9 protein-coding genes are annotated in these 12,387 nt (G+C 59.3%); 6 read left to right on the top strand and 3 right to left on the bottom strand.

What is annotated here, in order from left to right; genetic code table 11:
- Window positions 1–55 precede the first annotated feature (55 nt).
- The 6 genes from ACXAH0_RS14335 (at window position 56) to ACXAH0_RS14310 (ending at window position 8,617) form a co-directional block, all read left to right on the top strand.
- Complete coding sequence (locus ACXAH0_RS14335; protein WP_475181776.1) at window positions 56–1,030, top strand: ABC transporter permease; 975 nt, start codon at window positions 56–58, stop codon at window positions 1,028–1,030.
- A gap of 14 nt (window positions 1,031–1,044) precedes the next feature.
- Complete coding sequence (locus ACXAH0_RS14330) at window positions 1,045–1,986, top strand: ABC transporter permease (RefSeq protein ID WP_475192305.1); 942 nt, start codon at window positions 1,045–1,047, stop codon at window positions 1,984–1,986.
- A gap of 7 nt (window positions 1,987–1,993) precedes the next feature.
- On the top strand, window positions 1,994–3,715 hold the full coding sequence (locus ACXAH0_RS14325; RefSeq protein WP_475192303.1) for an ABC transporter ATP-binding protein: 1,722 nt from the start codon (window positions 1,994–1,996) through the stop codon (window positions 3,713–3,715).
- A 1,206-nt stretch (window positions 3,716–4,921) separates the two neighbouring features.
- The gene (locus tag ACXAH0_RS14320) at window positions 4,922–6,211 is read left to right on the top strand and encodes an HAD family hydrolase (RefSeq protein WP_475181762.1); all 1,290 of its coding nucleotides are present in this window, start codon (window positions 4,922–4,924) and stop codon (window positions 6,209–6,211) included.
- Window positions 6,212–6,323: 112 nt separating this feature from the next.
- Window positions 6,324–8,123 (top strand): IlvD/Edd family dehydratase, encoded by a 1,800-nt coding sequence (locus tag ACXAH0_RS14315; RefSeq protein WP_475192301.1) that lies wholly within the window; start codon window positions 6,324–6,326, stop codon window positions 8,121–8,123.
- A gap of 212 nt (window positions 8,124–8,335) precedes the next feature.
- On the top strand, window positions 8,336–8,617 hold the full coding sequence (locus ACXAH0_RS14310; RefSeq protein ID WP_475181752.1) for an SCP2 sterol-binding domain-containing protein: 282 nt from the start codon (window positions 8,336–8,338) through the stop codon (window positions 8,615–8,617).
- A gap of 165 nt (window positions 8,618–8,782) precedes the next feature.
- Here the strand turns inward: ACXAH0_RS14310 and ACXAH0_RS14305 are convergent, their stop codons facing one another.
- From ACXAH0_RS14305 to ACXAH0_RS14295, 3 genes are all read right to left on the bottom strand, one after another.
- A complete protein-coding gene (locus ACXAH0_RS14305) occupies window positions 8,783–10,381 on the bottom strand; it encodes a TRAP transporter large permease (protein WP_475192300.1) in 1,599 nt (532 codons plus the stop codon).
- 4 nt (window positions 10,382–10,385) lie between these two features.
- Window positions 10,386–11,093 (bottom strand): TRAP transporter small permease, encoded by a 708-nt coding sequence (locus tag ACXAH0_RS14300; protein WP_475192299.1) that lies wholly within the window; start codon window positions 11,091–11,093, stop codon window positions 10,386–10,388.
- Between the two features lie 106 nt (window positions 11,094–11,199).
- Window positions 11,200–12,207 (bottom strand): DctP family TRAP transporter solute-binding subunit, encoded by a 1,008-nt coding sequence (locus tag ACXAH0_RS14295; protein ID WP_475192297.1) that lies wholly within the window; start codon window positions 12,205–12,207, stop codon window positions 11,200–11,202.
- Window positions 12,208–12,387 lie beyond the last annotated feature (180 nt).

The raw sequence follows: 12,387 nt of genomic DNA, 5'->3' as shown, positions 1-12,387 counted from the left end.
ATACGCTCCCGGAGCCCCGGGAGCGTATTTTCATACCAGACCCTAAAGAGCCGAAATGATTGGTTTTGCGACACGCCGCCTGATGCAGGCGATGATTGTCATGCTGGTGGTGGCCCTTCTCGCCTTCACCATGTTCCGTTTTGTGGGAGATCCCATCAACCAGATGGTCGGGATCGAAACCTCCCTCGAAGAGCGCGCGGCGCTTCGTGAAAAGCTGGGCCTGAACGATCCGGTGCCCGTCCAGTTCTTCAACTTCATCACCAAAGCGGCGCAGTTCGATTTCGGCACATCTTACCAGTTCCGGCAGCCCGTCTCCGAACTCTTTGCCAAACGCATTCCGGCAACGCTTGAGCTCAGCTTCACCTCCGCGCTGTTCGCGCTGGCCGTTGGCATTCCCATGGGGATCTATGCCGGGCTCAACCGGGAGTCTGCGATTTCCAGGCTGTTCCTGTCCGTGTCCCTGGTAGGCATCTCGCTGCCGACCTTCTTCATCGGCATTTTGCTGATTTTCCTGTTCTCGGTCACCTTGCAATGGCTGCCAAGCTTCGGCCGTGGGGAGACGGTGCCCATCGGCTCCTGGTGGACAACGGGCTTTCTGACCGTCTCCGGCCTCAAGGCCCTGGTGCTGCCCTCCATCACCCTTGGGCTTTATCAGATGACCCTGATCATGCGCCTGATCCGCGCGGAAATGCTGGAAGTGATCCGAACCGACTATATCAAATTCGCCCGCGCCCGGGGCCTGCCGGACCGGCTTGTCCATTTCCGCCATGCGCTCAAAAACACGCTTGTTCCGGTCATCACCATCACCGGCCTTCAGCTCGGTGCCATTATCGCCTTTGCCACGATCACCGAAACCGTGTTCCAGTGGCCGGGCATGGGGCTGATGTTTCTACAGGCGGTGCAAAATGTCGATATCCCGATCATGTCCGCCTATCTGTTGCTGACAGCCTTCCTGTTTGTCGCGATCAACTTCATCGTCGATATTCTTTACTTCTATATTGACCCGCGCCTGCGCGTGGGCCGGCCTTAAGGAGACCGTTTCCGATGTCCAACGTCTCCAGCAAAGACGCCGCCCAAGGCCGCCTTTCGAAGATAGTCGACAGTGACATGTTTCACGCGTTCCTGCGTTCCAAAGTCACCGTCGTGGCCGCTGTTATCACGCTGGTGCTGTTTCTGGCGGCGTTTCTCGCCCCCTGGATTGCGCCGCATGATCCGTTCGACCTTGCCTCCATTTCCATCATGGATGCCCGTGTTCCACCGCTCTGGATGGAATATGCCGATCCGCGCTTCCTGCTGGGAACAGATGATCAGGGCCGTGATCTGCTTTCGGGCATTTTATACGGCATGCGCATTTCCCTGATTGTCGGCTTCTGCTCCGTGTTTGCCGCAGCCGTGATCGGCATTTCCCTCGGTCTGGTCGCCGGCTATATGGGCGGCCGGGTGGATGCGGTGATCATGCGGATCGCCGATGTCCAGCTGACCTTCCCGGCCATCCTGATCGCGCTTCTGATTGACGGCATCGCCGCCGGGGTCTTTGGCGGGCTCGACCGGGATGTCTATGCGTTCTACATCCTCATTGTCTCTCTGGCCCTGTCGTTCTGGGTCCAGTATGCGCGTACGGTGCGCGGCTCGACCATGGTGGAGAAGAACAAGGAATATGTGCAAGCAGCCCGGGTGATCGGCATTCCCCCGGTCACCATCATGGCCCGCCATATCCTGCCCAATGTGATGGGGCCGGTCATGGTGATCGCCACCATCAATCTGGCACTTGCCATTGTCACCGAGGCAACCCTCTCGTTCCTGGGGGTCGGCATGCCGCCCACCCAGCCCTCGCTCGGCACGCTGATCGCCATCGGCAACGATTTCCTCTATTCCGGCGAGTGGTGGATCGCCATTTTTCCCGGCCTGGCGCTTGCGCTGCTGGTCCTCAATGTCAACCTTCTGGGCGATTGGCTGCGCGACGCCCTGAACCCGAAACTGCGGTAAGGGCCCGATGAACGTTCTCGATATCAAGAACCTGACCGTCGAATTTCCCGGACGCAAATCCGTGTTTGTTGCGGTGGATGGGGTCAATCTGTCCGTGAAAGCCGGCAAGATCCTCGGTGTTGTCGGGGAATCTGGAGCCGGCAAGTCAACTGTTGGCAACGCGGTGATCGGCCTGTTGCAGGAGCCGGGCCACATCGCGGCCGGGGAGGTCCACCTCCACGGCCAGCGCATCGACAACCTGCGCGACAAGGACAAGCGGCGGCTGCGCGGCCGCAAGATCGGCATGATCTTTCAGGACCCGCTGACGTCGCTTGATCCGCTTCAGACGGTTGAATCCCAATTGGTGGAAACCATCCGCACCCATTTGCCGATGTCGGCCAAACAGGCGCGGGAGCGGGCTGTGGAATTGATTGACGCGGTCGGCATTCCGGACCCTGCCGAGCGGATCAAGCAGTATCCGCATCAGTTTTCCGGCGGCATGCGCCAACGCGTGGTAATTGCACTGGCCCTGTGTGCCGAGCCGGAGCTGGTGATTGCGGACGAGCCGACAACGGCGCTGGACGTGTCCATTCAGGCGCAGATTCTGGAGCTGATGAAGAAGCTCTGCGTGGAGCGGAACGTGGCCATGCTGGTGATCACCCATGATATGGGTGTGATTGCCGACATCACCGACCATGTGGCGGTTATGTATCATGGCGAACTGGTGGAATATGGGGTGACGAGCCAGGTGCTGGGGGCTCCGGAACATCCCTATACCCAGAGCCTCATTTCGGCCGTCCCCCGCCCGGACATCAAGGTCGAGCGCTTTCCGGTGGTCAATTATATTGAAAAGGCCAGCACCCCGCAAAAGCATATCGATATCTCGACCCATTGGCTGGGCAAGTCCCGTGACTATGAGAAAGTGTCCGGGCCTCTGGTTCAGATCCGGGATCTGGATATGCGGTTCGAGACGCGCGGGTCGGTTTTCCCGTCCCAGCGCAAATATTTCCAGGCAGTCAAGAAGGTCAGTTTCGACATCCAGCAGGGCGAAACCTTCGGAGTGGTGGGCGAAAGCGGGTCGGGCAAGTCGACCATCGCGCGCCTGATCACCGGGCTCTACCACCCCAGCGGTGGCTCGATCCTGTTCGGGAAGACCGAACTGACCTCCCTGAAGAACCGCAAGGAAGTGCTGGCCATGCGCCGGCAGATGCAGATGATCTTTCAGGACCCGTATTCGTCGCTCAATGCGCGCATGCGGGTGAAGGACATCATCGCCGAGCCGATCAAGTTCCACAAACTGGCCTCCAGCAACATGGAAGTCCGCCAGATTGTGGATGATCTTCTGGATCATGTCGGGCTGGGCGTCGAGGCGGGGAAGAAATTCCCGCACGAGTTTTCCGGCGGTCAGCGCCAGCGGATCTCCATTGCCCGGGCGCTGGCCACCCGGCCGCGTTTCCTGATCTGTGACGAACCGACCTCTGCACTGGATGTGTCCATTCAGGCGCAGATCCTCAACCTGTTGAAGGATCTGCAGGAGGAGCTGGGCCTGACCATGCTGTTCATCAGCCATGATCTGGCTGTCATCCGCCAGATGTGCAACCGGATCGGGGTGATGCGGCACGGTGAGTTGTGTGAGGTCGCCGAGTGCGACGCGTTGTTTGAAAACCCGCAGCATGCCTATACGCGCGAGCTTTTGAACCTGATGCCTTCCATGGAGCTTCTGTCCAGAGCCAATCTGGAAACGGCGTGACAGGGCGCGCAGGCGTTCAGCGGCCAAGGCCAAGACGGCGGCCCCGGTGAGAAACCAGAGCCGCCTTTTTCGGCTCTGCCTTTGGCTGACGGACATCAGGGATATCAGCGCAGCAGCCAGAACAGATCGTTTCTGCCAGAACGGGCTTGGCACGGTAATACCAACCGCACCTAACAAGATCTCGTCTGATGGCACGATCCGGTTTGCTGGCAAGGCGCGTTGCGCAGGACGGCCTGGTTGGCCGTTCAAGCGGCGCAACGCCGTCCGGCGGGCCGGTACGAGCCACCAGAGGCCGTGTTTGGGACCTTTCAGGTGCGGTTGGTATAACCTTTTGATCCAGAGTCTTTTTTGGGACTCGGGCGAGTCGCTCCCTTGACTCCCTGAAAGACCCCGATTCCCGGACCGAAGCCGTATGATAACCACAGGCGAGTCCGGACCCGGCAATTTTTGCCCCTGGGATCCAGGCCCGGAGCAGGGAGAGTAAAAACCTTACGTCCGGTCTCTGGTTGTCAAAGATTTCCGAAATTGTCCTTGGCTGAAAAACGCTCCGATAGAAATTAAAAGCCCTTGAAACAATAATTCAGGGAAAGCTTAACAGCGTTCCCTGCATTACAGTTTCAGGCAAAAATACCCCGTTTAAAGTATAACTCTACCTGGAGCCTTCAAATAAAAACGGCTCGGTCACCCAATACACACGATACAGTATAGACCCTGTCTGGCTGAGCAAGCCGACGCCAGCACAAATCATTGGCAGAAGTGACCAGAACTTGTCCAGAGCTAGTCCTCTATGCTCGTTCTGTAACCTTAAGTAGATTGCCCACACGGCCCCGGTTGCACATGCTTGGGGACGTCCGATGAGCACGTTCTTTCGTCCCCAATGCTCTGTATCGCCCGGATCCAGCAAACTGACTGACGTTACGAAAGCCGTCTCAAATGCCGAAAACTTCTTTGAACGCGATGACTTGGATTATTTCTATATGTTTCTCCGCGGGCTTCCTGATCCTGGCCATGCTTGAGGCGGACCAGGGCGCTCACCTTCCTTTTCAGAGTTTGTCCCCGCCCGGGCCGTTAAATGCCTTCTTTTTCAGCATGTTTTCGGCGCTTTTTGCGTTTCTTGGCCTCTCTTTCTCGTTGAATGAGCAGATTGGGCGCCTTTTATCCTTGTTGACAGTTTGTATCTCGATGTTTCTGTTTCTGGCGTCGTCCGTGCTGAAACACGTTGGTGGATTTGGTTCTGGAGCGGATGCACTGGCGCTTGCCGGGGCTTTCATGATGATATTGCGCACCCTTGGTGTTGCCGTTCTGCCGCCCCGGGGCGACCGGGACGGCCTGGTGGAGGCGGCCGGATCGGTGACGCTGGCAGGCACGGTGGGTCTGGCCTGGTTGCTGGCTGATCCGGTTTCAGCGCCGGCCGCGGCCGCGGCCAGTCTTCTCTTGTCCTGGCCAGTGCTGGTGGACGGCATCAATGCCTTTGCCGATACGGTGTTTCACAAGGCGGCCCGGGCCGCAGGGGTTCGGGATCTTGATCCATCCGCTCTCTCCCTGATTGGCCGGGCCCGCAACATCCTGATCGACAAGACGGCGGTCATGTCCGGCCCGGAATTGACGGTGACCAACGTGATGGCCTTCAACAACGAACCCAAAACCCTTCTGGCGGTTGCCGCCTCTGCCGAAGCCCCGTCCACGCACCCGGTTTCGGTCGCTTTGCGCCATCTTGCAGCCCAATGGCAGGTATCTGTCAAAACACCGGATCGGTTTGATCCGGCCCCGGGCCTCGGTGTCGTGGCACTGCTGGGCGGGCAGACCGTGGCAATCGGCACGCCGGATCTTCTGAAACGCCTGAAGATCGACAGTTTCACAGCCGACGCCATTGCACGGTCCCTGGAAGCAGACGGCAAAACCGTGCTGCGGGTGGCGGTTGGCGGACGTGTGGTGGGGGTGCTTGGGCTGGAAGGCACATTGCGCCAGGATGCGGGCGTTGCCGGAATGGCGCTCAAATCAGAAGGCCTGACCCCATGGCTGTTCACAAATGACAGCCCCAATACCCGGGAAGCCCTGGGGGATCTTCTGGGTCTTGGCCTGCCCAAGAACCCGCAGCCTGGGGAAACGGTGCATGAAGCTGCAGCCCGGCTGGCGCAAAGCGAAGGGTCCCTCGTTCTGACCCTGTCCGGTGACCGGATGGCTTTGGAGCTTTATGCAAGTGGTGCGTCCGGCAAAGATATGCAGAACGGCAGCCTGACACCGCTGGCGGTCAGCGACACCGATGATATCGGGGCTTTTCCGGCGCTCAAGGCTCTTGCCATGCGGCGGGACCGGATGGCGCTGCGCGCGCGGGGGGGGCTGTGCGGGCTCTGGGCCGCAGCCGGTCTTGCCGGTGCCTTGTTCGCATTGCCGCTGGTGGCGGCCCCGGCTCTGTTTGCGCTTTGCCTCTCCATTCTGCTGGCGTTTGCCCGGCTCGGCGCCACCGGGATCAGGGGGCTTCCGGCCCGGGCGTGATTTTCTCGCAATGTGAAACTGCTTTAGCGATTCCCTGCCTTTACAGCTTCCTGACGCTGGTGTTTATCGTTCGCCATGTGAACAAGAAAATCTGCGTGAGGGATGAGGCGCCATGAGCGACACAAAAAAACCGGCACTCCGGTCACAGGCCTGGTTTGACAATCCGGATAATCCCGGCATGACAGCGCTCTATATCGAGCGCTATCTCAATTTCGGCATCACCCGGGAAGAGTTACAGTCCGGCAAGCCGATCATTGGCATTGCCCAGACCGGCTCCGATCTGTCGCCGTGCAACCGGCATCATCTGGAACTGGCCAAACGAGTGCGCGAAGGCATCCGCGAAGCGGGCGGCATTGCCTTTGAATTTCCGGTTCATCCGATCCAGGAAACCGGCAAGCGCCCGACCGCATCGCTGGACCGCAACCTTGCCTATCTCGGGCTGGTGGAGCTTCTTTATGGCTATCCGATTGACGGCGTCGTCCTGACCATCGGTTGCGACAAGACCACTCCGGCCTGTCTGATGGCTGCGGCGACCGTCAACATTCCGGCGATTGCCCTGTCCGTCGGCCCGATGCTGAACGGCTGGCACAAGGGCGAGCGCACAGGATCGGGCACCATTGTCTGGAAAGCCCGCCAGATGCTGGCCGCCGGGGAGATCGATTACAAGGGTTTCATGGATCTGGTGGCGTCTGCGGCGCCTTCCGTCGGCTATTGCAACACCATGGGCACGGCCACCACGATGAATTCGCTGGCCGAGGCCCTTGGCATGCAGCTGCCGGGCGCCGCAGCCATCCCTGCGCCCTACCGGGAGCGGGGCGGGATCTCCTATGAGACCGGCAAGCGCATTGTGGAGATGGTGCATCAGGACCAGAAACCGTCCGACATCATGACCCGTGAGGCGTTTGAAAACGCCATCGTCGTCAACTCCGCCATCGGCGGTTCCACCAACGCGCCGATTCACCTGAACGGCATTGCCCGCCATTTGGGGGTGGAGCTGACCAATGACGACTGGCAGGCTCTCGGCCACGACATTCCGCTTCTGGTCAATCTGCAGCCGGCGGGTGATTATCTCGGCGAAGACTATTTTCACGCCGGCGGTGTTCCGGCGGTTGTCGCCGAACTGATACGCCATGGCAAACTGCCCCATCCGGAGGCCGTCACCGCAAATGGCCAGACAATCGGTGGCAATTGCAAGGACGTGGTCACGGACCTGCCCGATGTGATCAAACCCTATGACGCGCCGATGATGGAGCGGGCCGGGTTCATCAATCTGAAGGGCAATCTGTTCGACAGCGCGATCATGAAGACCAGCGTGATCTCGGAGGAATTCCGCACGCGCTACCTGTCCAATCCGGACGATCCTGAAGCCTTTGAAGGCCGGGCCATCGTCTTTGAAGGTCCGGAGGATTATCACCACCGTCTGGATGACCCGGCGCTGGAGATCGACGAATACTGTATGCTTTTCATCCGGGGCACCGGCCCGATCGGATATCCGGGCGGCGCGGAAGTGGTCAACATGCAGCCGCCTGCGGCGTTGATCAAACGCGGGATTACTTCGCTGCCCTGTATCGGCGACGGCCGCCAATCTGGCACCTCCGGGTCGCCGTCGATCTTGAACGCGGCGCCCGAGGCAGCGGCCATGGGCGGTCTGGCACTGCTCAAGACTGGCGACCAGGTGCGGATCGACCTGAACAAGGGCACGGCAGACATTCTTATTTCCGATGAGGAACTGGCGCAGCGGCACCGGGATCTGGAGGCACAAGGCGGGTTCAAAGTCCCGGAGAGCCAAACCCCCTGGCAGGAAATCCAGCGCGGCATTGTCGGCCAGTTCGACCGGGGCATGGTGCTGGAACCGGCTGCCAAATATCAGGACATCGCCCATACCAAGGGTATGCCGCGCGACAACCACTGATCCTGGCAGAGGCGTTCTTGCGTTGCCGCGCAGTGGCGCCATGCCTTTTTCCACGGCAGCCCCGGCCATCAGCCGGGGGCCGTCCGGACGAAGTTCTGGCACTGGATGTGCGGATCTTTTGCATCCGGCAAAACAGGACTTGACGGTTACGTAAACGGCATGCTTCAAAGCCCCCTCACCGGCACAAGCCGAACTCAGATGGGAGACTGAACATGTCCTTGGAACAGCTGACCGAAGGCGTCCGCGGGAAAGTCGCCGGTGGCGGCATTGAAGAAAGCGTCAAGTTTGACCTTGGCGGTGAGGGTGTGATTTTTTTGCAAGGCACTGAAGTTAGCAATGACAATGGGGACGCTGACTGCACCATCAAGATCTCACCGGACGATCTGGCCGAGCTTCTCTCCGGCGACTTGAACCCGACTGCAGCGTTTATGGGCGGCAAGATGCAGGTGGAAGGCGACATGAGCGTTGCCATGAAACTTGGCAGCATCGTTTAAGCGCCCTATTGCGGTTCCTGCCAACAGACAGCCGGTCCTTTGGGCCGGCTTTTTTGTTGGGAGGCCTGTGTGACGCCTGGTCTCTGGCCAGGTGCGTGGCAAGACATGAAAAAGCGGCCGGAATGTTCCGGCCGCTTTGAAGTCTAAACAACAGCTGCGCAAGGCTTACTGCGTGATGATCTCCGGCCCCATCAGCAGGTAGGGAAGGAAGGTGGAGATCGCCGGCACATAGGTTACAAGCACCAGGAACACCAGCAGGACCAGCACGAAGGGTGCGGCCGCCTTGACCACCTGCACCAGGCTCATGCCCGTGATCCCCGATGTCACGAACAGGTTCAGCCCGATGGGCGGCGTGATCATGCCGATTTCCATATTCACCACCATCAGGATGCCGAGATGGATCGGATCGACCCCCAGTTCGATGCCGATGGGGAAGACAACGGGGGCGACGATCAGCAGCAGCCCGGAAGGTTCCATGAACTGTCCGCCGATCAGGAGCAGGATGTTGACGGCAATCAGGAAGGTGAACCAGTTGAAGCCCGCTTCCACCATCCAGTCCGTGATAACCTGCGGGATCTGTTCCGCCGTTAGCGTGTGCGCAAAAAGCAGGGCGTTGACGATGATGAACATCAGCATAATGGTGGTCTTGGCGGAATCGGTCAGAACCTTCTTGGTGTCCTTGTGGACCAAGGCGGGAAAGAACTTCCAGACGATCAGGCCAAGGTTCCGTCCCCAGACAGCCCCGCCAGCGCTATAGGCCGCAGGCAGCTGCGCCGGGCCGAGGCCATGGCGCAGCATGGGATAGCCGATCAGGGCGGCGATCAGAACACCTGCGCTGTCCAGCCCGAAAAAGGCCCGCTCGGTCACGAGCGAGGCGATGCCGGACCAGGTGAACATGGCAACAAGGGCATAGGTGATCGTCTTGAACCCGGTCAGGGCCAGCGGACCGTCGCTGTCATTCAGCCAGCCGATACCTGAAAGCGGTCCCATGTCCCGGTAGACGAAGAGGGCGATCAGGCAGGCATAGACGGCGGCAACCGCAGCCGCTTCCGTCGGCGTGAAGATGCCCAGATAGATGCCGCCCAGGATGATCACCATCAGGAAGAGGCCGACAGCGGCTTCCGAAAGGGCGCCCCAGATTTCCCTGAAGCCGGGCCAGGGCTGCGCGGGCAGGTTTTTTATCCGGGCCATGACATAAATGGCGGTCATCAGCATCAGACCGGCAATGATCCCGGGAACGACCCCGGCCAGGAACATGCGGCCGACGGAGACGTTGGTTGCCGCGGCATAGACCACCATCACGATGGAAGGTGGGATCAGGATGCCGAGCGTGCCCGCATTGGCGATGACACCGGCCGCGAATTCCTTGGTGTAGCCCGCCTGGCGCATCCCGGCGATGGCGATGGTGCCAATGGCCACCACGGTGGCCGGAGACGAGCCGGAAAGCGCTGCAAACAGCATGCAAGCAAACACCCCGGCGATCGCCAGACCGCCCCGGATGGAGCCGACCGTTGCAATGGAGAAGCGGATGATGCGCCGGGCAACGCCGCCGGTCGACATGAAGCTCGACGCCAGAATGAAGAACGGGATCGCAAGCAAGGTGAAGTTCTGCGAGGCGTTGAACAGCTGGACTGCCACCGAACTCATGGAGTCATGGCTGAACAGTGCGATATAGAGGACTGCGGACAGGCCGAGGGAAATGGAGATCGGAACCCCGAGAAACAGGAAGCCGAAGACGAAGATAAACAGAAATGCGGTTTCCATCGGCCTAGTCCTTCAGCACGTCTTTGTTTTCCGCCACCAGATCCTCCGCCTCATGGGCGGCGATGATGGCCTCTTTTTTCCCGAGAAGGATCAGCACAAAGGCCTGTGCGGCCCGGTAGGCCAGAAGAGCAAGACCGATGGGCAGAATGATATAGGGAATCCAGCGGGGCACCCGTTCGCGAATGCCAAGCCCTTCGGACATGAAGGCTGGCCATTTCAGGTCTTCCATGCCAATTGGCACTTTGTAGAATTTGGCGAAATAGGCATAGGCGCCACCGGTTGCGCCCTTGTTGTCCAGGCCCAGAAGGGCGCCGAACCAGCCCGCGTCGAACATCAGCACCGCATAAAGAACGGTCAGCGCAGCCCCGGCAAGAGCTGCGGCCCTGAAGAGCGGTTTCGGCAGGAGGTTGATCACCGCATCGACCCCCAGATGAGTGCCGATCTTGATGCCGTAGCTCATGCCGAACAGGATCAGCCAGGCAAACAGCACGCGGGTGAATTCCAGCGCACCGCCCCAGCCGGAATTGAACATGTAGCGGGCAATCACCTGGCTGAAGGTGACGAGTGTCATCAGCGCCAGCAGGATTGCGATGATATTCTCGTCCAGAGACGCGATTGTTTTCGGTGAAACCTGATCAACGGCGACATAAAGACAGAAGAAAGCGGCGGTGAGCAAGAGTGGCCAGTAATAGGCCATGAACTCTGAACCCATGGGTCCCCCCAATATGAATCGCTCTTGAACGAGCTTGTGTATGATTGAAGGAAGAAGGCCGTCCGGGCCTTCTTCCAATTTACGCAAGGCTTGGGATACCCGGGGCTTAGCTGCCCTGGTTGGAGGCCACCGCCGCGTCGATGACATCCTGACCGATATCGTCGCGGAACTTGTCCCAGACCGGTTTCATGGTCTTGACCCACTCGTCACGCTGCTCAGGCGTCAGCTGACGGACAGCACCGCCATTTTCGATGATCTTCTGCTTGTTGGCTTCGTTGATCTCGGTGGAGCGGGCGTTGTACTCGTCGGAAACCTCGCCGAAGATCGTCAGGAACTGGTCCCGCACATCCGCATCCAGGCTGTCCAGCCATTCCTGGGAGGTCACGGCCAGGTAAGTCAGCAGCTGGTGGTTGGTTTCCGTGGTGCCGTCCTGCACTTCGAAGAACTTTTTGGTGTAGATGTTGGACCAGGTGTTTTCCTGACCGTCCACAACACCGGTCTGAAGTGCGCCATAGACTTCCTTGAAGGCCAGTTTCTGGGCATTGGCGCCCATGGCTTCGATCATGGCCACGGCAACGTCCGATGTCTGAACCCGGAACTTCAGACCCTTGGCATCGGAGGGCACCAGAAGTGGTTTGTTGGCAGAGAACTGCTTCAGGCCGTTGAACACGTAGCCGAGACCGACAAATCCATAGTCGGACATGGCGCCCAGAAGTTCCTGACCCTTTTCGCCCTTGGTGAAGGTGGTCACCGCATCCATGTTGGAGAACAGGAACGGCAGGTCGAACAGGCGGTATTTCAGCGTGTAGGACTCGAATTTCGACAGGGACGGGGCCGCCAGCTGGACATCGCCCAGAAGCAGGGCTTCCATCACTTTGTTGTCGTCAAAAAGCTGAGACGATGGGAATACCTGCATGCAGGCCTTGCCGTCCATCTCTGCGTTGATGCGTTTGGCAAGCGCGGTTGCCATTTCGCCTTTCGGGTGACCTTGCGCAGCCACGACATGGCTGAACTTGATGATGACTTCGCCGTCGGAGCACTCATCGGCCGCAAAGGCGGACGACGACATGGCGAAGGACGCTGCGGCCGCAGCGGCGATAACAAACTTTTTCATTAGGATGTCCTCCCAGACATATCAGTATGACGGCCGTTCGGGCCGGACAGCTTTTGAGCTGGTCGAACCTGTTTTGGCAAAACCTGTGCCAAATCTCCGCCAACAGCCTCAAAGGCCGCAAACCCAAGCTTAATCCGGCCTTGGGTGTCTGCGTATCCGGGGCTTTTCTTAGAAACCTTC

It is taken from the genome of Roseibium sp. AWQ4_290 (assembly GCF_056160985.1).
This window is presented reverse-complemented; position numbering and strand designations above follow the sequence as displayed.